The organism is Staphylococcus hominis subsp. hominis, assembly GCF_002901845.1.
Lineage (GTDB): Bacteria > Bacillota > Bacilli > Staphylococcales > Staphylococcaceae > Staphylococcus > Staphylococcus hominis.
Map to the genome: position 1 here is coordinate 372,152 of NZ_PPQE01000030.1, position 26,080 is coordinate 398,231.

General features: G+C 32.1%; 22 protein-coding genes and 1 riboswitch. Of the genes, 4 read left to right on the forward strand and 18 right to left on the reverse strand.

Going from position 1 to position 26,080, the window contains the following annotated elements; translation table 11 throughout:
- A partial coding sequence (locus CD034_RS10935; RefSeq protein ID WP_103288405.1) for a MetQ/NlpA family ABC transporter substrate-binding protein occupies positions 1 to 796 on the reverse strand: 796 nt, incomplete at its 3' end.
- A gap of 108 nt (positions 797 to 904) precedes the next feature.
- Positions 905 to 1,011: riboswitch (SAM riboswitch) on the reverse strand.
- A gap of 147 nt (positions 1,012 to 1,158) precedes the next feature.
- Between CD034_RS10935 and CD034_RS10940 the strand changes: the two genes are divergently transcribed.
- Both CD034_RS10940 and CD034_RS10945 read left to right on the forward strand, forming a co-directional pair.
- A complete protein-coding gene (locus CD034_RS10940; RefSeq protein WP_002449431.1) occupies positions 1,159 to 1,584 on the forward strand; it encodes a hypothetical protein in 426 nt (141 codons plus the stop codon).
- Positions 1,585 to 1,750: 166 nt separating this feature from the next.
- Positions 1,751 to 2,389 carry an LPXTG cell wall anchor domain-containing protein gene (locus CD034_RS10945; protein WP_002454800.1) on the forward strand — a complete coding sequence of 213 codons (639 nt, stop codon included), beginning with the start codon at positions 1,751 to 1,753 and terminating at the stop codon, positions 2,387 to 2,389.
- Between the two features lie 122 nt (positions 2,390 to 2,511).
- Here CD034_RS10945 and CD034_RS10950 read toward each other — a convergent pair whose 3' ends face one another.
- Both CD034_RS10950 and CD034_RS10955 read right to left on the reverse strand, forming a co-directional pair.
- Positions 2,512 to 3,846: a putative glycoside hydrolase gene (locus CD034_RS10950; RefSeq protein ID WP_002488281.1), complete on the reverse strand. Its 1,335-nt coding sequence runs from the start codon at positions 3,844 to 3,846 to the stop codon at positions 2,512 to 2,514.
- 215 nt (positions 3,847 to 4,061) lie between these two features.
- Positions 4,062 to 4,553 (reverse strand): P-loop NTPase family protein, encoded by a 492-nt coding sequence (locus CD034_RS10955; RefSeq protein WP_103288395.1) that lies wholly within the window; start codon positions 4,551 to 4,553, stop codon positions 4,062 to 4,064.
- Positions 4,554 to 4,729: 176 nt separating this feature from the next.
- On the opposite strand from CD034_RS10955, the gene CD034_RS10960 reads away from it, so the two are divergent.
- The gene (locus CD034_RS10960; protein WP_002449395.1) at positions 4,730 to 5,620 is read left to right on the forward strand and encodes a fructose bisphosphate aldolase; all 891 of its coding nucleotides are present in this window, start codon (positions 4,730 to 4,732) and stop codon (positions 5,618 to 5,620) included.
- 141 nt (positions 5,621 to 5,761) lie between these two features.
- On the opposite strand, the gene lqo is transcribed toward CD034_RS10960, so the two are convergent.
- The 9 genes from lqo to betB all read right to left on the reverse strand — a co-directional run bounded on the left by lqo (position 5,762) and on the right by betB (position 18,523).
- Positions 5,762 to 7,264 (reverse strand): L-lactate dehydrogenase (quinone), encoded by a 1,503-nt coding sequence (gene lqo / locus CD034_RS10965; protein WP_002449218.1) that lies wholly within the window; start codon positions 7,262 to 7,264, stop codon positions 5,762 to 5,764.
- A 320-nt stretch (positions 7,265 to 7,584) separates the two neighbouring features.
- A complete protein-coding gene (locus CD034_RS10970; RefSeq protein ID WP_002449455.1) occupies positions 7,585 to 8,415 on the reverse strand; it encodes a pyruvate, water dikinase regulatory protein in 831 nt (276 codons plus the stop codon).
- Positions 8,416 to 8,421: 6 nt separating this feature from the next.
- Positions 8,422 to 11,046 carry a pyruvate, phosphate dikinase gene (gene ppdK / locus CD034_RS10975; protein ID WP_002454797.1) on the reverse strand — a complete coding sequence of 875 codons (2,625 nt, stop codon included), beginning with the start codon at positions 11,044 to 11,046 and terminating at the stop codon, positions 8,422 to 8,424.
- A gap of 213 nt (positions 11,047 to 11,259) precedes the next feature.
- Positions 11,260 to 12,852, reverse strand: coding sequence for an acyl-CoA synthetase MbcS (gene mbcS, locus CD034_RS10980; protein WP_103288396.1), 1,593 nt, complete (start codon positions 12,850 to 12,852; stop codon positions 11,260 to 11,262).
- Between the two features lie 131 nt (positions 12,853 to 12,983).
- Positions 12,984 to 13,478, reverse strand: coding sequence for an antibiotic biosynthesis monooxygenase family protein (locus CD034_RS10985; protein ID WP_103288397.1), 495 nt, complete (start codon positions 13,476 to 13,478; stop codon positions 12,984 to 12,986).
- Positions 13,479 to 13,541: 63 nt separating this feature from the next.
- Entirely contained in the window at positions 13,542 to 13,748 is a 207-nt protein-coding gene (locus tag CD034_RS10990) for a sterile alpha motif-like domain-containing protein (protein ID WP_002449386.1), read from the reverse strand.
- Positions 13,749 to 13,878: 130 nt separating this feature from the next.
- On the reverse strand, positions 13,879 to 15,015 hold the full coding sequence (locus tag CD034_RS10995) for an amidohydrolase (RefSeq protein ID WP_277950988.1): 1,137 nt from the start codon (positions 15,013 to 15,015) through the stop codon (positions 13,879 to 13,881).
- A 174-nt stretch (positions 15,016 to 15,189) separates the two neighbouring features.
- Entirely contained in the window at positions 15,190 to 16,896 is a 1,707-nt protein-coding gene (gene betA, locus CD034_RS11000) for a choline dehydrogenase (RefSeq protein ID WP_002449442.1), read from the reverse strand.
- Between the two features lie 136 nt (positions 16,897 to 17,032).
- A complete protein-coding gene (gene betB, locus CD034_RS11005; protein WP_037555815.1) occupies positions 17,033 to 18,523 on the reverse strand; it encodes a betaine-aldehyde dehydrogenase in 1,491 nt (496 codons plus the stop codon).
- 239 nt (positions 18,524 to 18,762) lie between these two features.
- Here betB and cudC point away from each other — a divergent pair, with 239 nt between their 5' ends.
- Positions 18,763 to 19,317, forward strand: a complete 555-nt coding sequence (gene cudC / locus CD034_RS11010) for a choline uptake/conversion transcriptional regulator CudC (RefSeq protein WP_103288398.1) — start codon at positions 18,763 to 18,765, stop codon at positions 19,315 to 19,317.
- Between the two features lie 93 nt (positions 19,318 to 19,410).
- Here the strand turns inward: cudC and CD034_RS11015 are convergent, their stop codons facing one another.
- The 6 genes from CD034_RS11015 to sat all read right to left on the reverse strand — a co-directional run.
- Complete coding sequence (locus tag CD034_RS11015) at positions 19,411 to 21,033, reverse strand: BCCT family transporter (protein ID WP_019835179.1); 1,623 nt, start codon at positions 21,031 to 21,033, stop codon at positions 19,411 to 19,413.
- A 429-nt stretch (positions 21,034 to 21,462) separates the two neighbouring features.
- Complete coding sequence (locus tag CD034_RS11020; protein WP_049432788.1) at positions 21,463 to 22,755, reverse strand: anaerobic C4-dicarboxylate transporter family protein; 1,293 nt, start codon at positions 22,753 to 22,755, stop codon at positions 21,463 to 21,465.
- A 165-nt stretch (positions 22,756 to 22,920) separates the two neighbouring features.
- The gene (locus tag CD034_RS11025; RefSeq protein ID WP_002449304.1) at positions 22,921 to 23,163 is read right to left on the reverse strand and encodes a hypothetical protein; all 243 of its coding nucleotides are present in this window, start codon (positions 23,161 to 23,163) and stop codon (positions 22,921 to 22,923) included.
- A gap of 220 nt (positions 23,164 to 23,383) precedes the next feature.
- Positions 23,384 to 24,169 carry a CHAP domain-containing protein gene (locus CD034_RS11030; protein WP_002449208.1) on the reverse strand — a complete coding sequence of 262 codons (786 nt, stop codon included), beginning with the start codon at positions 24,167 to 24,169 and terminating at the stop codon, positions 23,384 to 23,386.
- Between the two features lie 428 nt (positions 24,170 to 24,597).
- Positions 24,598 to 25,197 (reverse strand): adenylyl-sulfate kinase, encoded by a 600-nt coding sequence (gene cysC / locus CD034_RS11035; protein ID WP_103288399.1) that lies wholly within the window; start codon positions 25,195 to 25,197, stop codon positions 24,598 to 24,600.
- Positions 25,198 to 25,215: 18 nt separating this feature from the next.
- Positions 25,216 to 26,080, reverse strand: an 865-nt coding sequence (gene sat, locus CD034_RS11040; protein WP_258026852.1) for a sulfate adenylyltransferase, incomplete at its 5' end; no start/stop codon positions are given.

Consider the following 26,080-nt stretch of genomic DNA (forward strand, 5'->3'; position numbering starts at 1 on the left):
TAACATCATCGCCATATTCTTTTTTAATATACGCTTTGATTTCTTTAGATTGCATAACTTTTAATAATGTTTGGAATTTTTCATCATTTTTATGACCTTCTTGAACGGCAATCGTATTCGCAAATGGTGATGATTTACCTTCCATAACAATAGCATCTTTAGACGGTTTTAAACCATTATCAAGCGCATAGTTTGAATTTATAATGACTGCAGCTCCTTCACCATTCTTATATGTTTTTGGTAAAAACTCTGCACCTTGTTGATGGTTAAATTTCAAGTGTTTTTTATTTTCAGCAATATCCTCAAATTTTGCATTTTCAATTTTAACGCCTTTTTTTAATTTAATTAATCCTTCATTAACAAAGAAAGATAAAAAACGTCCTTCTTCTGCAGGATTATTAGAAACGTAAATCGTCGATCCATCTGGAATGTCTTTTAAATTTTTATATTTTTTACTATATACACCCATAGGCGTTGTAAACACTTTACCTAATTCTTCAATTTTATAACCATGACTTTTCTTTTCAGCATTCAAATATGGGACATGTTGGAAGAAGTTCGCATCAACATCGCCTTTATCTAATAATTTATTAGGCACCTTATAATCATTAACTTCTTTGACTTCTAAATCATATCCTTTTTTCTTCATTTCTTCCTTAGCTTTTTTTAACACATCACCATGAGGTGCTGGCGACGCTGCTACGGTAATTTTTTTATTATCTTCTTTCTGATTTCCACAAGCTGCTAGCGTTATCGTTACTAACAAAATACTGATCATACCTATTAATTTTTTCATATGTATTGACACCTTTTTATAAATTTTCAATTCTCATTTCCTCTTACTAGATATGTAAAGACATAAAAAAATACTTTCAACTATTAAGAGAAAGCATCGACACACTTTCTCTCATCTTCTAAAGTATGATTAACTTTATGTGAATTAGCACCATGTCATACAATGACGGTTGCTGGGTTTCGTAGGGCACATCCCTCCACCACTCTTGATAAGAGTTAATAGATTATTGAATTATTAATAACTTATCATTGATTTAAACTTTGGTCAACATGTTTTTTCAATATTCTAAAAATTTAAAAAGTGTTAAATCGAATATTTCAGGGAATATTCTTATAGTATGTATATAAGAAGGAAGGAAAATTATGATCCGTTATTTTTATCATTGTCTTAGTGCTTTAGTTATAAGTATTATCTTATTAATTACAATGACTATCATGGATGGCATAGTTCAATCGACTCATCTTACTTTATTGTTAATTAACATCGATTTCTTAATTGATCCAAGCAAAACGCCGTTATTATTAGAACTAGCCATTCATGTTTTTATAGGATGGTTAATATATTTTATTTTCTTACTTATTTATCACGTCTTTAAACCATTATATAAAATAAGTTATGTCTTATTAATGATTGTTTTTGCCTCTCTTTATCCGTCACTCGTCGTTATGGCAAAGCGTTCATTCTTTCACTTTAGCTGGAATGAATACGGTTTATGGATGATTGCTCATATTATTTTTATGATTTTAATGGCTTGTTCCATTCCATATTTTTCTAAAAAGAAGTATTAATGTCCTATATAAATCATGTGATAAATATTGATTTAATGTTTACAAATTATTTATTCTTTAAGTTAAGTTAAAGATTTATTATGTTTTTTTTAAAATCCCTGTTTCTGATCTATTCAAATGCTACACTCTAGTTGTAATTGATCATGAATGAAATGGGGTTTTCATTATGAAGAAAGTATCTTTCGTTGCATCTACACTTTTAACAAGTACAATGCTACTTACAACGACTCAATCTGTAGAAGCACATACTACTAACTTAGTGACTAAAGAAAATGCTAAACAAATTGCTACAGATGCATTATCTAATAGTGGAGGTAATCCAAACCTACAACGATTGGGTCGTACTGTTGACAAAGGAGACTACTTTGAAATTATAAGTCATAATAGATTAAATGAAGGCAATGGAATGTATAAAGTTCATAAAAATGGCGAAGTTGAGTACAAAAATGGTAGATATAGTGACTTTAATCAACTTCAAGATACACGCATTCATGCAGAATCAGGTATCGCTAAAGCCGCTAAAACAACCTCTTCTAATCATAAACAAGTTAATTCTGTTGATTGTGCACGTGAACTCAACCGTTATTATGTAGGAACGGTTGCTTCTTCTGAGGTGCCATCATCTAAGTCACTTAAAGATACTCAAACCTCACAATCTTCTGTTAAAACACTCCCAAGTACTGGTGACGATACACAACAACACTCAATTCAACTTTTAGCCTCACTTCTATTAGTTATGGGAACTTCATTATTACTAAAACAAAAACATCATAGTCATTCTTATTTATCTACTGAACATTTCTAATAAATAAAAAAAGGAATGCGTCAAGGAATTCAAAATGAATTCTGACGCATTCCTTTCGTTTAAATAGTCTACAAGATAAATCATTTCCATACTAAATGAATATACGAGAAATTGTCTCCATATTATTTATTTTTATTATCCGCTTGTTCATTATCTTGACTATCAGAATGTTGATCTTCTTTGTCATTAGTTTGTTCTACACCTTCAGGGTCTTGTTCTTTAGCATTACCTTTTTTAGGATTATAATTAACACCTTCTGTATAATCATTACCTGCATTCCATAATAAGAATTCATTAACCCCGTTATCTTTTAAAGCTTGAACTTCTTCAGATATCGCTCTTGTATCATAATCAATATAATTACCAGCACCTAAATATGAAGCGGTAAAGTCTTGAATCCATGGTCTTGAAATAGGCTTATCTTTACCTAATGTATCTAATAAACTATTTTCTTTTTGAATATAACGATTAACTGTTTTATATGGTTCCGTATCTGGTGCTTGTAAACCGAAATCTCCATTGCTCCAATGAGATGGATAAATCATTGATGAAATGGCATCTACATTTTTAGAGATTTTAGGGAAACTTTGACCAATACCAGGTGCATTTTCAACTAATGCAGAATAACCAAATACATCAGCTGACACATTGACGCCCATTGGTTTTAATTCTTTATTTGCATATTCTAAGAATTTAGTAATTGTATCTACACGTTGGTCGCCTGAACTCATCTGACTATTTTTATATTCCCCTTTATTATACGTTAAGCTATCCGCTTGATTTTCAAATCCTTCAGGGAAGCGTACATAGTCAAATTGAATATCTTGGAAGCCTGCTTTTGCAGCTGCTTTTGCAACATCAATATCATACTTCCATACTTCCTTCATAAATGGATTAACAAAGCTATCCCCTTTACCATTTGTCCAAACAGAACCATCACTATTTTTGAATGTCCATTCAGGGTGTTCATTTGCTAATTTTGTATCTTTAAATGTTACAATACGTGCAATTGGGTAAATATTATTATCATGCAGTTTTTTTAATAATTTTTTACCATCTACAATATCAAGCGTATTTTTATCCACTTGTTTATTGCCAGTATTTAATTTCATAGTAATGTTACCTGTATCATCTTTCACATCAATAACCATGGTATTTAAATTAGAATCTTTGATGAATTTAACTAACTCATCCATTTTTTTGCCCTGTGTAGAATTACTTGTTACATAAATCCCTTTAACACCATCTTTAGGATAATCTACTTTATTTTCATTTGTATTTTTATCATTATTCTTTTTCAATGCATCACTTTGACTATTACCACTTTTATTACTAGATTGCTCATTTTTCTGATTTCCATCTTTTTGTCCACTATCAGATGCATTATCTCCATTACTACAAGCAGCCAGTAATAGAGCACTTGTTGTTAATACAGCAAAAATTTTATTTTTCTTCATTACTGTTCCTCCAAGAAAGTATATACGTATTAATTAAGAACTTAGTTATCATATATAAACGATTTAAAAATAAAGACTAACTTCAATTAATAAGAACTTAACTTATTTTAGAATAGCATATTTCAACAAAAAATATACAATACACTAAAGTTTTATAAAATATTCTATTTAATAATTACATATATTAAAATTTTAAAGAAATTAGTTTATATTTTTTAAAGAAAACGTAAAGATAATGCTTTAGAATCATCGATGATCCACTGAACATTTGGTATTGATCTTTTCATTTGTTGCATGATAAATTGCTCATTATTTTTAGGAAAATCCCAAATATACTTAATAAATTCAAAACTTAATGTTTTAGGATTTCCTCCGATATGTTCTCTTTTAAATAGTGAATATATGTAACGCTTGATTACTCTAAATATACATTTTACTTTTGGTTCTTTAATCCATATGACTTTAGTTGCATATTTTAATCTCATACTAAGTGTACTAGAATCATTTCCATTAATAATCCATTCCTCTTTTACTACAATAGATTCAAGTTTTTGTTTTAATTCTTCAAAAGTAATGACGTTTTTATTATTAAGCCATTGAATTTGATCAATATGGTAAAGTGGCAGTTGATATTTTAAGCGTAGTTGATATGCCAATGTTGATTTTCCAGAACCAGGGCTACCAATAATTAATATACGTTGTTTCATAACAATCCCCTTTGAATATGTTTGAATGTTTACATTAAATGTATAAAATACGGTAATTTCATAAAATTGTAAATTGTTAATTAAGAAATTTCAATAATTAATTACTTTATACTTGAGAATATTATTATTTTTTACGATAATAATATTGAAAGTTTATTAAAGGAGTGAAAGGCATAATGAATAAAGAACAATTAGAAAAAGTAAGTCATGGGAAAGGATTCATCGCTGCATTAGACCAAAGTGGTGGTAGTACTCCAAAAGCATTAAAAGAATATGGTGTAAACGAAGATCAATACAGCAATGATGACGAAATGTTCCAACTTGTACATGATATGCGTACACGTGTTGTCACTTCACCTTCATTTACTTCAGATAAAATTTTAGGTGCGATTCTATTTGAACAAACTATGGATCGTGAAGTTGAAGGTAAATATACTGGTGACTACTTAGCTGATAAAGGTGTCGTTCCTTTCTTAAAAGTCGACAAAGGTTTAGCTGAAGAGCAAAATGGTGTCCAATTAATGAAACCTATCGACAACTTAGATGAAACTTTAGACCGTGCAGTTGAACGTCATATCTTCGGTACTAAAATGCGTTCTAACATCTTAGAATTAAATGAACAAGGTATCAAAGACGTTGTTGAACAACAATTTGAAATTGCTAAAAAAATCATTGCTAAAGGTTTAGTACCTATCATTGAACCTGAAGTAAACATTAACGCTAAAGACAAAGCTGAAATCGAAGAAGTATTAAAAGCTGAACTTAAAAAAGGCTTAGATTCTTTAAATGATGATCAATTAGTAATGTTAAAATTAACTATCCCTACTAAAGCTAACTTATACAAAGAATTAGCTGATCATCCAAATGTTGTTCGTGTTGTTGTATTATCTGGTGGTTACAGCAGAGACGAAGCAAACAAATTATTAAAAGACAATGATGAATTAATTGCAAGCTTCTCACGTGCATTAGCAAGTGATTTACGTGCAGGCCAATCAAAAGAAGAATTTGATAAAGCTTTAGGCGATGCAGTAGATTCAATCTACGATGCTTCAGTAAATAAAAATTAATAGTCAGATTTTTATTCAAAAGTGATGAGTAACGTGCTCATCACTTTTTTCATGTTTTTAAGCAGTTATAACCATTAAATTTATTTAATAAAAAAACTGTTAACAGAACGTGATGTCCTGTTAACAGTTTTCTAATTTTTCTTATTTAGCATTAGTATTTTCATAGAAACCTAATTCTAATTGTTTAGATGTTAAACGACGAGTTTTTCTCATTAAGTCAACATCATGAATTAATGATTCACCATATGAAGGAATCATTTTTTTGATTTTTGGTTTCCATTCATCTAAATATTGTTCGAAGTTTCTTTCGATAACTTCTAACGCTACTGAAACTGATGTAGAAGCCCCTGGTGATTCACCAAGTAAAGCAATGATAGAGTGGTCTTTAGAGTCAACCACTTCTGTACCGAATTGGATGAATCCTTTACCTTCTTTTTCATCATCTTTAATAACTTGTACACGTGTACCAGCAGTATATACTTGCCAATCTTCATCACGAGCTTCAGGGTAGAACGTACGTAAGTGGTTCATACAACCTTCTTTAGTCATGATGATTTGGTCAAATGAATATTTAAGTAATGACATATTCTTAACTGCTGCAGCTAATAACGTAGTGATATTGTGTGGTTTAACTGATTTGAATAAATCTAAGTTAGAACCGTGAATTAAGAATTTAGGACCAACATTTGCGAATGGTCCGAATAATAATGTTCTTTCACCATCGATATAACGAGTATCTAAGTGAGGAACAGTCATTGGTGGTGTGCCAGGTGGCTCTTTACCATAAACTTTCGCATCATGTTGTTCGATAACTTCTGGATTTGTACAAGCGATAAATTGACCAATGATTGGGAAACCACCGATATGTTTACCTTCTTCGATACCAGTTTTTTGTAATAATGGAATAGATCCACCACCAGCACCGATGAATACATGGTCAGCTTCTTTAGTAAAGACTTTATTGTTAGCTAAGTCTTTAATTTTAACTTGCCATTTACCGTTAGATAAACGTTTGAAGTCTTGTACTTCATGATTATAGTTGACGTTTACGTTTGAATCGTCGTTTTGTAAGTTATGTGCCATTTTACGAGTTAATTCACCGTAGTTAACGTCAGTACCTTCGTCGATTTTACTAGCAGCCATTAAGCCATCATCGAAACGACCTTGCATCATTAATGGAATCCATTTTCTCATTACTTCGATGTCTTCAGTATATTCGATATCATCGAACATTGGGAAATCTTTCATTTTTTCGTAACGTTCTTTTAGGAATTGAACGTTGTTTTTACCACGTACGAAACTGATATGTGGTAAAGGATGAATGAAATCTCTAGGATCTTTAATTTGTCCTGATTCTACTAAATGACCCCAAAATTGTTTAGAAATTTCAAATTGTTCATTAATTTCTTTTGCTTTTTCAATGTCAATCGTACCATCTGGTTGTCTTACAGTATAGTTTAATTCACATAATGCAGCGTGACCAGTACCAGCATTGTTACGTTCATTTGAACTTTCAATACCTGGACGATCTAAACGTTCATAAAGATCGATGTTCCAGTTAGGTACAAGTTCATTGAACATAGATGCAACTGTTGTACTAATTACACCAGCACCGACAATAATCATATCTTTTGATTCTGTCATGTTTGTACACCTCTCCAAAAATTATGTTTCACAATATAATATAATTACCTGTTGCTCTTGTTTCCCTAATATCTAGTAATCAATATATTGTTTTTAGTAATGTGTTAAGTCTTTCATTACTATGTTAAAACAAATATTGTCAATTGTAAATCAGAAAAACTTAATTATTTGAATTAATGAATTCATTATCATTAAATTAAGCAGAAAGATTTATTAATATAAGCTAAACAGTAAGAATGTTTAGTTGAATGATCAAAGTTTTATTATAACATGATGTCATTACAATCACTTAATGATTTACTTACAACCTTATATGATGATTATTTATTATTTTGTAAAAACTTTTCAATATAAAAAGCTGATTCTTCAATTGATTTATACTCAGTATTAATCACTGTAGCATTTAATTTTTTAAATACTTCTTCTGCATAACTGAGTTCTTCTTTTATACGATTTAAATTATTATATTGAGACGCTTTTGACAAACCTAATGTTTCAGCACGACTTTTTCGTATATTTGCAATATACTGTGGACTTGCAGTTAATCCAAATACTTGTAACCCTTTTTGCTTAAAAACACTGTCTGGAATACTAACTTCAGGTACTAAAGGAATGTTTGCTATTTTGTAGCCTTTATTCGCTAAATACATACTTAATGGTGTCTTTGAAGTACGTGATACCCCTACAATCAATGCATCTGCTTCACCTATATCAGAAAAATGCTTACCATCATCATATTTAACTGAATATTCAATGGCTTCAATACGCTTAAAATAAGCTTCATTTAACTTTCTTAATGCACCACTTTCCATCAATGGTTTTTCACCTGTCACGTGTTCAACAATGCTAATTAAATCAGACATATAATCTACATATGGGATATCATGTTCTCTAGCAAATTCGTGACCAAGTGCATTAAATGATTCACTTACTAATGTCGTAGCTACTATTGCGTTGTGTTCTTTCGCTAAATTTAATATATTTAAAAATTCTTCCTCATCTTTAATATAAGGAAATTTTTTTATTTCTACATTATTTAAATCTGGAAACTGGGTTAAGGTTGCATGAATCATACGTTGAGCAGTTTCTCCAATTGAATCTGAAACAATAAACAATTTTAAATTATGCGCTTGTGACTCGACTTCATTCATTTTTGATTACTCACTTTCCTCCACTTGACTTTGAGCAGTCGCTAAAATTGCTCCTGGAATTCGGAATGGTGAACATGATACATAATCAATTGATAAGTGATTGAAATAATGAATAGATTTCGCATCTCCACCTAATTCACCACATACACCAATCTTAATATTTTCGTTCACTTTCTTTGCCTGTTTAACTGCCACTTCAATTAGTTTTCCAACGCCATCTTTATCTAATGTTTGGAACGGGTCAAGTTTCAATATATTTCTTTCAGTATACACATTTATAAACTTCCCTGCATCATCTCTAGAAAAACCAAATGACAATTGTGTTAAATCGTTCGTACCAAAGCTGAAGAAATCACAATGTTTTGCTAATTCGTCTGAAATAAGACATGCACGAGGCGTTTCGATCATTGTTCCCATTAAGTAATCTACGCTTTTCTGATGTTGTTTTTCTAATTGGGTAATCGTCTTAACAAGGTTTTCTTTTAAAGTGGTAAATTCTTCTACTGTAGACACTAACGGAATCATAATTTCTGGTTTACACTGAATGCCTTCTTCTTTTAATTTAAATACACTTTCAATAATCGCTTCTACTTGCATTTCATATAACTCAGGGTATGTGATTGCTAAACGACAACCACGATGTCCAAGCATTGGATTCACTTCGTTTAAATCCACAATGCGTTTATCTAATGTTTCCTTCGGTATATTTAATTGCTTCGCAACATTCGCAATATCTTCCTCAGAATGTGGTAAGAACTCATGCAATGGCGGATCAAGTAAACGCACTATGGTAGGATGTTCACCTGATAATTTAAAAATTTCTTTAAAGTCTTCTACTTGATATTGTTTAATATGATTAAGTGCTTCGAGACGATCTTCACGAGAGGATGATAGAATGAAACGTCTCATCTCTACTAGTCGCTCAGCCCCAAAGAACATATGCTCTGTACGTACTAATCCGATGCCTTTAGCGCCAAATTGGTAACCTACTTTAATATCTTGAGGTGTTTCTGCATTCATACGTACTTTTAAACGAGCTGTTTTTTCTGACCACTCCATAAATTGATTGAATGACTCACTATGCTCAGCATTGACTGTTTTAATCTCACCTAAATAAATGTCACCTTCTGAACCATCAACTGAAACCATATCTCCTTCATGTAGTGTTTGATCGCCATAGTATACCGTCTTAGCACTCGTATTAATTTCTAAATCAGAACATCCTGTCACACAACATTTACCCATTCCACGAGCTACAACTGCTGCATGAGACGTCATGCCACCATGTGTGGTTACAATCGCTTCACTTGCAATCATACCTTCAATATCTTCAGGAGACGTTTCTGGTCTCATCAAGATCACCTTTTTACCTTGCTCTGATTGTGCTTTCGCCTCTTCAGCAGTAAATACAATTTGACCTGTTGCAGCACCTGGGCTCGCTGGCAATCCCATTTTAGATACAACTGTTGCTTCTTTTAATGAAGACTCATCGAAATTAGGATGTAAAAGTTGATCAATTGATTTTACTTCAACTTTTTTCATTGCTTCTTTTTTAGTAATAATGTCTTCATTCACTAAATCTACAGCAATTTGAATAGCCGCACGTGCTGTACGTTTACCATTACGAGTTTGGAGTAAATATAATTGTCCATTTTCAATTGTAAATTCAATATCTTGCATATCTTTATAATGTTTTTCTAATTGTTTTGTCACATCTACAAATTCTTGATGAACCTCTGGCATTTGATCGTGTAATGTTGAGATATCTTTAGGTGTACGAATACCTGCAACAACATCTTCTCCTTGCGCATTAAGCAAATATTCACCAAATAATTTATTTTCGCCAGTCACTGGATTACGTGTAAAAGCAACGCCTGTCCCACTATTATCTCCACTATTACCGAAAACCATTTCTTGGATATTTACTGCTGTACCAATGTCGTGTGGAATATCATTTAAATCTCGGTAAATACGAGCACGATCATTATCCCAAGATTTAAATACAGCTTCTATAGCTTCTTCCAGTTGTTTCAAAGGCTCTTGCGGGAAAGGTTGATGTACTTCTTCTACATATATCTCTTTAAAGCGCTTACAAATTTCTTTTAAACCATCTGCACTAATGGCAGCGTCATTCTCAAAATGATGTTGTTTTTTATACTGTTCGAAATATGTATCAAATGCTTGCATAGGCACACTATATACGACTTCACCAAACATTTGTAATAAACGACGATAACAGTCATAAGCAAAACGTTTATCCCCAGTTTTTTCAGCTAATTTTTCTACATTTTCATCATTTAAACCCAAGTTTAATATTGTATCCATCATTCCTGGCATAGAAATTTTTGCCCCACTTCTTACAGAAACAAGCAATAAATTCGTATCAGAAGAGAAGATTTTTCCGGTTCTCTCTGAAAATGAAGCCAAGTGATCAATTAATTCTGTTTTGATCTCAGTAGATAATGACTTCCCTTGTTTTAAATACTCAATACATGCTGTTGTGGTAATGGTGAAACCATCTGGTACAGGTAAACCTAAGCGTTTCATTTCAGATAGATTAGCTCCTTTACCTCCCAATAAATCTCTCATTGATTTTTGTCCTTCATCAAATGCATAAATATATTTAGTCATTATAAATCACCTCAAATTTTTATTATGTCATACTAATTATTTAAAAGTATGTCATAATAATGCATGAAATACAATTAAAATTATCTTTATTTTCAATTTTTTTAAATATAGACATATTTCCAACATTGATGTTATCTGATACATCAGTATGCTCATCATAAAAAAACACTGATAAATTAGTGACATACTAATTTATCAGTGTGATGCATATGATTATTTATTTTGAGCGTTGTTATGTTTTGTGCGTTCTGCTTCGCGTAATTCAACACGACGAATTTTGCCAGAGTTTGTTTTGGGTAAATCTTCTACAAATTCAATCGCCCGTGGATATTTATATGGTGCGACTACTTTTTTAGAGAAAGTTTGTAACTCTTTCACTAAATCATCACTTGGTTTATAACCCTCTTTTAAAATAATAAATGCTTTAACAATATTGCCACGAATTGGATGTGGACTTGCTACAACTGCACATTCTTTTACCGCTTCATGATTTGTGAGTGCATCTTCAACTTCGAAAGGTCCAATAGTATAGCCAGAACTAATAATAATATCGTCACGGCGACCTTCAAACCAGAAATAACCATCTTCATCGATATGTGCTAAATCTCCAGTAATATAATAATTTCCTGCATGTGCATCTTTTGTACGTTTCTCATCTTTAAAGTAACCTTTAAATAATCCAGGGAAATCAAGTGGTAATGCTATATTACCTTTTACATTTGTATCCACTTTGTTTCCCTCGTCATCAACAACTGCTACACGACTACCAGGAATAGCTTTACCCATAGAACCAGGACGTTGTTCTGTATCTTTTAAGAAACCAATTAATAGCGTACTTTCTGTTTGTCCATATCCATCACGCACTGTTAAATTAAAATGTTTACGGAATTGTTCAACTACTTCTCTATTTAATGGTTCTCCTGCAGATACTGCACTGTGTAAATGATCTAAATTGTATTTATCTAAGTTATCTAATTTTGCCATCATACGGTATTCTGTTGGTGTACAACAAAGCACATTAATTTTAAATTTTTGTAATAATGATAAATAACGAGAAGGATTAAATTTACCATTATACACAAATGCTGTCGCTCCTGATCCCATAATAGATAGGAATGGACTCCATACCCATTTTTGCCAACCAGGTGCAGCTGTTGCCCACACCAAGTCATCTTCTTTTATAGCTAACCAATGTTCAGGTGCCATTTTCATATGAGCATATCCCCAACCATGAGAATGTGTAACAGCTTTTGGATTACCTGTAGTTCCAGAAGTATAAGATAAAATAGCAACATCATCTCTTGTTGTATTGGCTGTGTCTAATTCATCACTTTGCTTTACTTTTTCCTCTTCAATACTAATCCAATTCTCTTCATTTCCATTAATAACAAATTTTGTTAATTCATGATATTCTTTAATATCTCTAAATTCTTCTATAAAATCAGCTAACGCAATAACTGCATTAATTTCTCCATGCGTAATACGATATTGTAAATCTTTTGTTCTTAACATTTCAGAACTCGGGATAATTGCAATACCTAATTTTAATGCTGCAATATAAAGTTCATACGTGATGATAGCACGTGGCATCATGATTAACACTTTATCGCCTTTTTTTAGTCCATGGTTTAATAATACATGTCCTACTTTATTAGCGTTTTTAATTAATTCAGAGTATGTCACACTAATGGGTTCTTCTATACCATTTTCATAAATAATTGCTTGTTTATTTTGATTTGAAGCATGTTTTTCTATTTCAGATACAATATTATATGTTTCTGGTGCTAATAAATTTAAATGATTCATTACTTTACTTTCCTTCCAATTTTTAAGTCTTCATTGTTCATAAAATCATACATCTTAATTTCATGCAATTCTACGCGGTATTTGTTTTAAATATAAAAAAGATTAAGTTTCTATACCAGTATATTACTTTTTTAGAAACTTAATCTTTGAATATTAAACATATTATCTATATCAATACTCGTTTCTAAATTAGCAAGTTCTATTCTTACATTATAAGATAAATCGCGATTAACTATTTTATTATCGACACCTTGTTTAGTGCCTCTTTTTTTATGCGTTTTACCATAAGCGTCTGAACTTTGCCAATCATAGAACGATTGTCGATCTTTCCATAACGTCAAAATAATATAATGACGATGCTTAGTTTGAGGACGTAAAAAACGTAAAGCTTTGAATCCTGACACATCTTGTAAATATTTAGTGCGCTTTAAAAATTTAGATTCAAATTGAGGTTCATTACCTTCATTAACAAACAAGTGATTTAAAACACACATTGAATCGTTTGTTAACTCATTTATTGACTCAAGTACTGTATATAATTGAACATCATTATTTTTTTCGATAGACATCGTTTGATCTTCTTTTTCTTCTATGACATATGTTTTATAACTATCAGTTAAAGTCATTTCTTTGTTCCTTCATTTCTTAACTAGCTTTAAGCTATCATTTTTTATTTTTGCTATTCACATCTATCTTCCTTCATATAACGAAAGGGAACGTTTAACAATTTCTAAGCATTCATGATCTAACATCGACATCTTAGAAAAGTAATCAAGTATATTTTCAGCAAGATATTCATGTTTTGGAAAATCTTGGTCTTGATTTATCCATGATGCAAGTTCACCTAATGGGGTCTTATCATCAATAAATCCTTGCATAAAATCATAGAAACTCATCAACTCACCCCAATATCTAGATATAGAATAATACTATCATGACACATTCTTTAATACTAGAATATCAACTCGACTTCTACTTTAAAAATGTAAATTGATTTCTTATAAATATATAATATAGTATGACTACTTATTCAATAGTTAGATAGTTTAATACCACAGCACCTACTGCTTCTGCTGCAACTAACATACTTGATTCATCAATCGTAAATTTAGGATGATGATGTGGATATGCTTTACCCTTTCTAGGTTTTGCTCCAGAATATATAAAAGTACTTGGCAATGTTTTAGCATAAAAAGCGAAATCTTCAGATGGCGGTTGAGGTTCACATATTTCTACGCCTTTAACATCAGCTAATTTTGACTGTTTAATTGTTTCTGCAACATATTCAGTAAAGTCAGGATCATTATACAATGCAGGATAATCTTTACTAAATGTAAACTCACAATTTACACCAAATGTTTCTTCCAAACCGTGAACCATTTGTTTTAAAGCCGTTTCAATACGATCACGTGTAGCATCTGTCAAAGCGCGAACGTCACCTTCAATGGTTACTTTATCTTTAATCACATTAAATTGACCTTTACCATCAAATGATCCAATTGTGACGACACCCGTTTCAAATGGATTAAGACGACGTGAGACCACTGTTTGAGCGGTAGTAACGAAATGAGCTCCCGCTACAATCGCATCATTTGCAGTATGCGGAGAAGAACCATGTCCTCCTTCACCTTTTACAATTAATTTAAAGTAAGAACGTCCTGTTTGAACGTTACCCTTATGATAATAGACTTTACCAGGCGCCATATTAGTCATCACATGGGTACCTAAAACATGGTCCACGCCATCCAATACGCCATCTTCAATCATACCTTTAGCTCCACCAGGTGGCATTTCTTCAGCGGGTTGATGAATAACAATTACTTTGCCACTGAACTGAGATTTCATTTCTATCAATGTTTCTGCCAAAATAAGCATATATGCTGTATGTGCATCATGTCCACACGCATGCATGACTCCCTCGTTTTTAGAAACAAATGATAAACCAGTATCTTCTTGAATGGGAAGCGCATCAAAATCTGCTCGAATAGCAATCGTTTTCCCAGGTTTACCACTATCTATCGTCACTTTTACACCATGTTGTCCTATATTTGTTTCTACCTTACAATCTTTATCTTTATAAAAATTAGCAATATATTTGGGTGTCTCAGTTTCATGAAATGATAGCTCAGGATATTCATGTAAATGTCTGCGAACCTCGATCATACGTTTTTCCTTATCTTGTAAACGTTGCACTAAATCTTTAATTATTTCATTTCACTCCTTCTCTTTCATTCATTATATGCCTTTACGTATTAAAAATGTTGTAGAAGGGGATATTTAAAATAAAAAGGTCAGAATCATCTTTGATTCCAACCCTTATTTCATATAACTATTTTATTAATGTTTATAGTATGGATCGAATTCCATTGCTCCAGCGTTTTCATCACTAACACCATGTTTATAGTAATCAACATATTGTGGTTCTAATGGTTTTTTACCACGAATGATATCAGCTGCTTTTTCAGCGAGCATTAAAACTGGTGCATGAATATTACCATTAGTAGTGCGAGGCATAGCAGACGCATCAACAACACGTAAATTTTCCATACCATGTACTTTCATAGTTAATGGATCTACAACTGCCATTGGATCTGACGCTGGCCCCATTTTAGCACTACAAGAAGGATGTAAAGCAGTTTCACCATCTTTACGTACCCAATCAAGAATTTCTTCATCTGTTTGTACAGATGGTCCTGGTGAGATTTCACCGCCATTATATGGATCCATCGCAGGTTGAGATAGAATATTACGTGCTACTCGAATTGCTTCAACCCATTCTTGTTTATCTTCTTTTGTTGATAAATAATTGAATACAATACTTGGTTTTTCAAATGGATCTTTTGATTTAATTTTTAAACTACCACGTGAATTTGAATACATAGGACCAACATGTACTTGATACCCATGCGCCACTGGTGCTTTTTGACCATCATATCTTACAGCAATCGGTAAGAAATGGAACATTAAATTTGGATATGCAACTTGATTGTTAGATCTAACAAAAGCGCCACCTTCAAAGTGGTTTGAAGCTGCTGCACCTTTACGTGCAAATATCCATTGTAATCCAATCCAAGGCATACGTTTTACATCTAAGCTTGGTTGTAGTGAAACTGGCTGCTTACATTTATGTTGAATATATACTTCTAAATGGTCTTCGAAGTTTTCTCCAACACCAGGTAAGTGCATGCGTGGTTCTATACCTTTAGATTTTAAGAATTCAGAATCACCGATACCAGACAATTGCAATAACTGAGGTGTATTAAATGCACCACCTGAAAGAATCACTTCACCGGCATTCACAGTATGAAGTTTACCATTACGTTTAAACGTTACACCAGTAGCTTTCTTACCTTCAAAATGTATTTTAGTAACAAATGCACGTGTTTTAACTGTTAAATTTTTACGCTTCATTGCAGGACGTAAATAGGCACGTGAAGCTGAAACACGACGACCATTATGTACTTGGCTATCAAATGGACCAAAGCCTTCTTGTCTATATCCATTGACGTCGTTTGTTTTATGATAACCTGCTTCAACACCTGCATCGAAGAATGATTTAAATAATGGATTTGTGGCTGGCCCACGTTTTAATTTAATCGGACCATCATGTCCTCTATATTTATCATATGGCGCAGCTCCAAATGTTTTTTCTAGTTTTTTAAAATAAGGTAAACAATGTGCAAAGTCCCAAGTTTCCATTCCTTCTGGTTCAGCCCAGCCTTCATAATCCATTGGATTACCACGTTGATAAATCATGCCATTAATTGAACTTGAACCACCTAATACTTTACCTCGAGCATGGTCTACCTTACGTCCCATATGCGGTTCTTCTTCAGTTTGGTATCTCCAATCGTAAAATGGATTTCCTGAAGGAAACATCAATGCTGCAGGCATTTGTATAAATAAATCCCATGGATAATCACTACGTCCTGCCTCTAGTACAAGTACTTCTTTATTTTTATCTTCTGACAAACGATTTCCTAATACTGATCCAGCGCTTCCTCCACCAATAATTACGTAATCATATGATTGATTTTTACTCATATATTGCCGTCCTCCCGTAAAAAAATAATTCTTCTATTTAAATACAATTTAGTTTGATTTGATACATCTTTATACTTCAAAATAAATGGACCGTAAAATAATACGCCTACGGTCCTTTATAGTTAAATTGTAAAAGTTATTTACTAAAGAAATTTACAGGTTCTGGATTTCTATTTGTAAGAATATGTTTAGATATTAAATATTCTTCTAATCCTTCTTTACCTAACTCACGTCCAATACCAGATTGTTTATAACCACCCCATGGCGCTTGAGCGAAGTAAGGATGGAAGTCATTAATCCAAACTGTGCCTAGTTTTAATTTATTAGCTACACGTTGTGCTTTTCCTATATCTTTAGAAAATACTGCACCTGCTAAACCATAAATTGAATCATTAGCGAGTGCAATCGCTTCTTCTTCATTATCGAACCCTTCTACTGTAACAACAGGACCAAATACTTCTTCTTGAACAATTCTCATATGAGTATCGCAATTAGTGATTACAGTTGGTTCAAAGAATAAACCATCTTTTAAATCTTCATCGTCTGGACGTTTCCCACCGATAGCAATGGTTGCACCATCATCTTTAGCAACTTTCATATATTTTTCAATTTTATCTCGATGTTCTGGAGAAATCACTGGACCCATTTCTGTATCACTATCAAATCCATTACCTAATTTAATTTTTCCAACGCGTTCAATTAATGCTTTTTCAAATTTATCTTTAATATCGTTATGCACTAAAATTCTTGAACCTGCTGAACAAACTTGACCTGCATGGAAATATCCGCCATTTAATGCTTGATCTACAGCTAATTCAAAATCAGCATCATCAAAAATAATATTTGGATTCTTTCCGCCAAGCTCTAATGCAATATTAGTTACATGATTTGCAGCATTCTTCATAATGTGTTTACCAGTTTCAATTCCACCCGTAAATGATACTAAATCAACTTCTTTATGACCTGATAATGTATCTCCTACTTCTTCACCACTACTTAATATTAGGTTGATAACCCCTTTAGGGAATCCAACTTCTTCCATTAATTCAAATACACGAATTGTTGTTAATGGCGTAATTTCACTTGGTTTCATTACTAATGAGCAACCAGTTGCTAATGCAGGTGCAATTTTCCATGAAGCTTGTAATAATGGATAATTCCAAGGCGTAATTTGTGTAACTACACCTACAGGTTCTTTGACAAGTTTACTTTCAGTGTTAGGTATTGGAGAATCAATAATTTCTCCTCCGTCTTTATCCGCTAAACCTGCAAAATAATTAAACACATTTGCAATATCATCCATATCTGCATAAGATTCCTCTAATGTCTTACCAGTATCTAGCGTTTCTAATTTGGCTAATTCATCACGATTTTCTGTAATTTTATCAGCAATTGCTCTTACTTTTTTACCTCTGACTTCACTTGTTTCTTGTGACCACTCACCATTTTCAAATGAACGACGTGCTGCTAAAATAGCCTGTTCTGCATCTTTCTTAGTCCCTTCAGTAACAGTAAAAATCACTTCTTGATTATATGGATTAATAATATCTCTAGTATTTTTGTTAGCGCTCTCTACCCATTCACCATTGATATATTGGCGATTAGACAATGCTTTTACAAGTTCCATCATACTACCCCCGTTAAGTTTGTTAAATTTTTATTTAACGAATTTTACAAAAGTAGCTTATCATATTTCTTACTTCATTGCAAAAATCATCTTTATATATTTTTTTATATCATTTTAAATATTGTGGGAATTAAAATTGACTTTTGAAACTCTTAAGAAAAAATCATATAATGAGTGAGAATGTAAAATTTGTGTTAATATTTCACATCTTATGAAGATGAAAATAAGTGAGGTGCAATATGAGCAATTCTTATAATATTAATCAAAAAATAGAGGAAGCGAAAGATTTAGTTATTAACTCAATTGGTGAAACCATGGATTTATATGGTACAAACCGTAGTGTTGGTAATCTTTACGGTACGATGGTTTTTGAAGGTAGTATGACGCTTGATGAAATGCGTGAACATTTACAAATGAGCAAGCCTAGTATGAGTGCTGGTGTAAAAAAATTGCAAGAATACGATATCGTTAAGCAACAATTTACCCGTGGCAGTCGCAAACAACATTTTATAGCCGAGAAAGATTTTTTTATTTTTTTTCGAAACTTTTTCACACAAAAATGGGAACGTGAAGTCGATACAAATTTAGAAGCGACGAAAAAAGCAGAAAACATTCTTCACAACATAATACAAACTAATAATTTAAGTGAAGAAGAAAAAGAAAAAATAGATAGTATACAATCCCAATTGAACCACACAAAATTATATTATAAATGGTTAAAAAATTTAAGCTCTGCGATTGAATCTGGAGACATTTTCGAACATTATCCTATACCAAAAGAAGAAGATTTATAACTTACTTCATTATCAATATGATTCAAAAATCCTCAGAAATTAGATTTATTATCTAATTTCTGAGGATTTTTAAATGTACTATCATTTTTCACATTATAAATTATCGTCTTCAGGATCTGATTTAACTTGAACAATACGAAGTGAACGTCGTTCTACTTCTTTTAGTTTATCTGCTCTTGTTTCCAGTTTAATCCGATCTTTATTAAGTGTGATAATAAAGGATATCATCATAAACGTAAATATAAATAGAAGTGGTACACTTGCTAATAATGAAGCAGTCTTTAACACTTCAAGAGCTCGTTCTCCACCAACTAACATAAGGGAGAAAGGTAATAGACATAAAGCGAAAGCCCAGAATAAACGATTCGCTTTTAATGGTTCCCCTATTACCTTCTTCTGAGAAGCAGCTGCTAAAATATAAGAACCTGAATCAAAAGTCGTTGCTAAGAATAAAAATGCAGATATTAAGAACAACACTATAATTAAAGAACCCATTGGCAATTGGTGCATAACCTCTATAATTGTTGCTTCAGTACTATGTTTATTTAAAAAATCAACCACATTAAACTGTCCACTAATTTGTAAATAAACGGCATAGTTACCAAAAATACCAAAGAATAAGACACATCCCAATGTACCATAAGCAATTGTTCCTAATATGACTTCTTTGAGACGACGACCTTTTGAAATTCGAGCAATAAATAAACCAATAAATGGGGCATATACAAGCCACCATGACCAATAAAATATCGTCCAATCTTGAGGGAAATTTGTTTCTTTACGGTTTCTAATTCCACCAAATGGCTCCATCCATGTTGCCATATGGAAGAAATCTCGCATCATATTCCCAAAGCCAGTTAAAGTGGTTTCCATAATAAAAATTGTTGGACCTACAATAAATACAAATGCAAGTAGTAAGAATGATAACCATACGTTAATATCACTTAATTTTTGTATTCCTTTTTTTAAACCAGTATAAGAACTAATTGCAAAAATGACTGTGATTGTGAAAAGTATAATTGAGCGAATAACCATATTGTCTCCATCTATACCTGTTAATCGTTCAATTCCAGAAGAAATTAATGGCACACCTAATGCTAAAGAGGTTGCCGCTCCTCCTAATAGTCCAAATATAAATAAGATATCTACTAATTTACCTAAAAATTTATCAGTTTGTCCTTTCAGTACTGGACGACAAGCTTGACTAATTTTATATACTGGTTGTTTCTTTACAAATACTAAATAGCCAATAGGCAAAGCTGGTAATACATAAATTGCCCATGCAATAGGTCCCCAATGAAACATACCATATTGCGTTGCATATGTAAGCGCCTCATCAGTCATTCCTTTAGCCCCATTTGGAGGTACCTGATAATAGAAGGCCCATTCGATAACACCCCAATAAAGAATATCTGAACCAATACCTGCACAAAATAGCATTGCAGCCCAACTAAAATTATTGAATTCAGGTTTATCACTTGCTTTTCCTAAAGTCACATTACCATATCGGCCGAAAGCAATATAGAGTACAAAGGATAAAACAGCTAAACCTATAAATAAGTAAACAGATCCTATCGAGTTAGAAATAGCACTATTTATATCAGTAATAACTTTCTCACTTGCACTTGGAAAGACCATCATAGGTATAACTGCTGCAAGTAAGACAATAACAGTACCTATAAAGGTAGGCCAATCCATTATTTTTTCTTTTTTCAACTAAGATCCTCCTTTGAATATTATATGTACGACTTATAATGTATTTACGTGAATGAACCACATGATGACAATATCTAAAATTAAATAAAAATGCAAATTACATTCATAAAATTATTTGAGCAAAACTGAATATTTATATATTTTATTCCATTAAAACTATCGAAAAATTTAACTATATCAATAGTGTTAAATTAAAAATAAACGTTTTAAACAAATATTAAATTATAAACATTGAATTTTTATTCACTTTTAATGAATATATATTTTTTTGAAATTCTCTGTTTTAAATTAAAAATAAGAGAAGAATGCAATTCATAATAGAATTCACATTCTTCTCTTCAATATTCAAAAAGGCACAAAAGGTCTTCTCAATCTATTAAATTTTCATGAAACTTTACATCGTTTATATGAATAATACTCTATTATAAACTAATATCCTAATATTATTTTTATTATAAAACCAACAATAACTGAAATACCTATTGCAAAGAATCCTGGAATAATAAAGCTTGTAGGTCGTGTACGTCCTGTTTCATCTAAATTAACTGCGAATAATAACGTTGGTTGCGCAGGTATAACAAAGTTAACATTTAATGTTTGTACCATTGCTACAAAATACATGGGTGGAATTCCCATACTCATGACGATGGGGACCATAATCGATGCTGTTGCTGTTTGTGAAATAACAATCATCGCTACTACAGCTACAAGAATAATCACAAGCCAGGGCATATGTTGAATCGTTTTGCCAACATCATTTTGTATGATATGTAAATTATGAGGTGCGTTAAATACTGTCGCACCTAACCAACCAGGTCCGAGTACTGCAAATAATGCGCCAATAGCAGATTGTGTAATATTTGAAGAGAGAATATCACTCGTATTCACTTTTAACATCAATAAATTAATTGCTGCACTTAAATACATAAAGAATTGTACAATCTCTGTCATTGATACAGTGACATCTTTTCCATTGACATTAAACGAAGGCATGAATTGAGGAAAAATACCAAATGTAAGAATACCAAACACACATAAAATAAATGCTAAAACACCTATCTTTACTCTAGTAGAAAAAGCATGATTTACTTCAACGTCAGGTGTATGGGCAATTTCACTTTCAGTAATTGTATTTTTACGTCCTACAAACGTACAAAATATACTTAACATAAACATAGTGATTAATGATGTAGGTAAGACGATACTCAAATATTGACCCATTGAAATGTCATGACCTGCAAGTACTGAAATGACATAGGCTGTTGCGGATGCAGCTGGACTACAAAGTAAAGCCAAATTAGCAGTTAATACTGAAGCAATGAGTGGTCGCTTAGGTTGGATTTTAGCTTTTACTGCGGTTTGAGCAATAATAGGTTCTAGTGATAAAGCAATGTTTGCAGTCCCTACTCCAAATACGAAGACAAATACAATCATCGGTGCAATAAAAATAATTGATTTTGGAAACCGTTCAATGATTTTCGAAGCAAGATAGACAAGATAATCAATTCCGCCTGTAGCTTGTAACGTTCCTCCAGCTATACCAATTGCCAGAATAATTAGGACTGCTGTAACAGGGGCAGAACCAGGAGGAAGTTGAAAACCAAATATCATAATCAGTTGGGCCACAATAGCAAAAATACCACAGCCTAAAGCACCTGCTGTGCGCAATCCTAGCATAATGGCTACAATCATTATGATAATTTCTACTATAAACAGTAGCATTATAATAACTCCTAACTTTAAATAATTCATGTGAATTTTTTAACATATCTATTTTATCACTTTTATTTGTTAAAAGTATATAATTGCATAAAGTTAATTAATATAAATATTTTGATAAGAAAAAACCTTTAAAAATCAAACGGATTCTTAAAGGTTTATGAATATTTATTGTTTTTTATCATCTTCGTTGAGTGATGCACGACCTTCTTCATCATATGCTACGTCATCATCGGTATGGCCTTTTGCCATTTTAAGATTTTTCTCAATACGTGCTTCTTCTTCTTTTTTAGAACGACTTCTATAAAAGCGTTCCTCAAAAAGCGAACCCCAAATGAGACCAAATATGACGCCAATCGTAATTACCACAATTGCGATCACTAGGATCCATTGAAGTACTCCTAACGCCATTGTGAATCACCACCTTTATATTTGAACACTATAAGAACTAGTAGTTATATATTCCCTTTATAAAGCGATTTAAATCATATTAAATATAATTTTTAAAAATAAAAAAAGAGCAAGTTAAAATTCGTTTTGAATTCATATACTTGCTCTTTTAAACAACGTTATTGTTTTAATATCTTAGTCTTTATTTTACATTAATGTTTAAACCATTTATTTCCTTAAATTATGAAATGTAATTGTATGAACTTGCTTGACTTGCTGAAATTGTACGTGTAGATACTACACCTACGCCTTGATAGTTCATTTCAGATACTGTAACAGAACCATCACTATTTACATTTTCAACATATGCAACGTGACCATAACCACCTTGAGTTGTTTGCATCACAGCACCTGCTTTAGGTGTATTGTTTACAGTATAACCAGATTGCGCTGCTGCGTTAGCCCAGTTATTTGCATTACCCCAAGTGTTACCGATTGAACCACCAACTTTATCATATACATAATACGTACATTGACCCCAAGTATAGTAATTCGCACCTGAATTTGTTTTACCTGAAAATGCTTGAGTCGAAGCAGTTGATTGTGTTCTTGGTGCACTTTGAGTTGTAACTTTTACATTACTATTTGATGTTGATGCAGTGTTAGCGCCTAATCCACCTGTCGTATTATTAGTTGTATAAGATTGATTATTGTTAGTAGATGTTTGGTTATTGTTTGTTGTATATGAATAATTACTATTGTAATTATAGCTATTATTACTGTAATTATTATTATAGTTAGATTGACTATGATTTGAATCATTAGTGTGATTTAAACGATCAGGACTCCAATTACCTTTCCATGTGTAATGATAGTTGCCTTGTTGATCAATTGTATAAGAGTAGCTATATGAAGTTGGATCATTAGGATTATATCCATTATTTTCCGCTGCATGTGCGTCATGATGCGCAAATCCAACTGTAGCGATTCCGGCTGTGGCGATAGTTACTGTAGCGATTTTTTTCATAATTAAATATCCTCCTAGAAACTTAAAACATTCTTCCTTTATTTATCACGTGGCTACTTTCAAATGACATCTCAATATTCAATTACTTCGAATTATTTTTACTCGTTAATTAACGACAAGATATACTTTATCAGATAAACAAGCGTTTGTGGGCGTTGTTAATACCTTGTAATTGAATCATAATAATACGACGGTTTTTGTAATTAAATCTCTCTTTTGTTACATCACTCAAAATGCTTTATTATCAGTCTTTTTATCAATTTAATCAACAGTGTCATTACAGATGGTGTAATATATCTGATTATTTTAAATATGTTTTATTTCATAAAATAAGGGAATATTAACTATTATTTTCAAGAATTTATAGCAAAAAAACGAGTGAGACAACATTCATTTTAAATTCGTTATCTCACTCGTTTGGTTATTCATTAAATATATTTGTGTTCTTTTAAGTAATTAAGAATATGTTCAACTGATTCATCTATACTTTGTGTTTCAGTATTAATAGTTATTTCAGGATGTTTTGGCGCTTCATAAGGCGCACTAATTCCTGTAAATTCTTTAATTTCACCTGAACGTGCTTTTTCATATAAACCTTTAGGGTCTCGTTTCTCACATTCTTCTACACTGCACTCCGTATATACTTCAATGAATTCTCCATCTTCTAAAATATCACGTACTTCATCACGATCTTCTCTATATGGAGAAATAAATGCAGTAATTGCAATTGTTCCTGCATCTACAAGCAATTTACTTACTTCACCAATACGACGAATGTTTTCTTTACGGTCTTCTGGACTAAATCCTAAGTTTTTATTTAAACCGTGTCGGACATTATCACCATCTAATCGATATGAATGTTTACCTTTTTCAAATAGCGCTTTTTCAAGTGCCACAGAGATTGTTGACTTACCAGAACCAGATAAACCTGTAAACCAAATGACAGCACTTTTATGATCATTTTGGCGTTGTCTATCTTCTTTAGTTACTTCTGAATCATGCCATGTAATATTTGTTAATTGACTCATGTTATATACTCCCCCAAATTACTTTTGTCTTAATCCTTTAATTAATACTTCTGCAACTTCAGGTCTTGAGAATTCTTTTGGTAATGATTCGCCATTACGTAATTTTTCTCTCACTTTTGTACCACTTAAATGTACATGGTCTGATGCATCATGTGGACACGTTTTAGCTGTAGCCATATTGCTACATTTTTTGCAGTAAAATGCATGTTCAAATTTTAGAATATGAATATCTAATTCATCTTCAAATTGAGAGATAAGTTCTTGTGCTTCATAAGTACCATAATAATCACCCACACCTGCGTGATCACGTCCAACAATAAAGTGTGTACAACCATAATTTTTACGAACTGTAGCATGTAAAATTGCTTCACGTGGACCTGCATAACGCATCGCTGCGGGATAGATAACTAAACGTGCTCTATCTTTAGGAAAGTAATTTTTCAAGATAGCTTGATAACTTTCCATACGGACATCTGCAGGGATATCATCCGCTTTAGTTTCACCAACTAAAGGATTTAATAATAAACCATCTACAATTTCTAATGCAGATTTTTGAATATATTCATGTGCGCGGTGGACAGGATTACGTGTTTGAAATCCGACTACTGTTTTCCACCCTAAGTCTTTAAACAATTGGCGTGTTTCAGCAGGATCTAAATGATAATCTGAAAATTCATCATGTTTAGGACGATTTACTAATTGAATAGGACCTGCTAAATAAACGTTCCCTTTTTCATATACTTTTTTGACACCTGGATGCGCTTCTTCAGTCGTACCGTAGACATTTTGAGCTTCTTTTTCTTTATCATACGTATATTTTTCTTCAAGTTTTAAAGTACCATAAAGTACTCCATCTTCACCATATAAAGCAATATCATCACCA

What these genes read in the sequence shown, in the direction of transcription:
- CD034_RS10940 (WP_002449431.1), top strand. Translation starts at nt 1,159, where the DNA reads ATGATCCGTTATTTTTATCATTGTCTTAGTGCTTTAGTTATAAGTATT.
- CD034_RS10945 (WP_002454800.1), top strand. Translation starts at nt 1,751, where the DNA reads ATGAAGAAAGTATCTTTCGTTGCATCTACACTTTTAACAAGTACAATG.
- CD034_RS10950 (WP_002488281.1), bottom strand. Translation starts at nt 3,846, where the DNA reads ATGAAGAAAAATAAAATTTTTGCTGTATTAACAACAAGTGCTCTATTA.
- CD034_RS10955 (WP_103288395.1), bottom strand. Translation starts at nt 4,553, where the DNA reads ATGAAACAACGTATATTAATTATTGGTAGCCCTGGTTCTGGAAAATCA.
- CD034_RS10960 (WP_002449395.1), top strand. Translation starts at nt 4,730, where the DNA reads ATGAATAAAGAACAATTAGAAAAAGTAAGTCATGGGAAAGGATTCATC.
- lqo (WP_002449218.1), bottom strand. Translation starts at nt 7,264, where the DNA reads ATGACAGAATCAAAAGATATGATTATTGTCGGTGCTGGTGTAATTAGT.
- CD034_RS10970 (WP_002449455.1), bottom strand. Translation starts at nt 8,415, where the DNA reads ATGAATGAAGTCGAGTCACAAGCGCATAATTTAAAATTGTTTATTGTT.
- ppdK (WP_002454797.1), bottom strand. Translation starts at nt 11,046, where the DNA reads ATGACTAAATATATTTATGCATTTGATGAAGGACAAAAATCAATGAGA.
- mbcS (WP_103288396.1), bottom strand. Translation starts at nt 12,852, where the DNA reads ATGAATCATTTAAATTTATTAGCACCAGAAACATATAATATTGTATCT.
- CD034_RS10985 (WP_103288397.1), bottom strand. Translation starts at nt 13,478, where the DNA reads ATGACTTTAACTGATAGTTATAAAACATATGTCATAGAAGAAAAAGAA.
- CD034_RS10990 (WP_002449386.1), bottom strand. Translation starts at nt 13,748, where the DNA reads ATGAGTTTCTATGATTTTATGCAAGGATTTATTGATGATAAGACCCCA.
- CD034_RS10995 (WP_277950988.1), bottom strand. Translation starts at nt 15,015, where the DNA reads ATGATCGAGGTTCGCAGACATTTACATGAATATCCTGAGCTATCATTT.
- betA (WP_002449442.1), bottom strand. Translation starts at nt 16,896, where the DNA reads ATGAGTAAAAATCAATCATATGATTACGTAATTATTGGTGGAGGAAGC.
- betB (WP_037555815.1), bottom strand. Translation starts at nt 18,523, where the DNA reads ATGGAACTTGTAAAAGCATTGTCTAATCGCCAATATATCAATGGTGAA.
- cudC (WP_103288398.1), top strand. Translation starts at nt 18,763, where the DNA reads ATGAGCAATTCTTATAATATTAATCAAAAAATAGAGGAAGCGAAAGAT.
- CD034_RS11020 (WP_049432788.1), bottom strand. Translation starts at nt 22,755, where the DNA reads ATGCTACTGTTTATAGTAGAAATTATCATAATGATTGTAGCCATTATG.
- CD034_RS11025 (WP_002449304.1), bottom strand. Translation starts at nt 23,163, where the DNA reads ATGGCGTTAGGAGTACTTCAATGGATCCTAGTGATCGCAATTGTGGTA.
- CD034_RS11030 (WP_002449208.1), bottom strand. Translation starts at nt 24,169, where the DNA reads ATGAAAAAAATCGCTACAGTAACTATCGCCACAGCCGGAATCGCTACA.
- cysC (WP_103288399.1), bottom strand. Translation starts at nt 25,197, where the DNA reads ATGAGTCAATTAACAAATATTACATGGCATGATTCAGAAGTAACTAAA.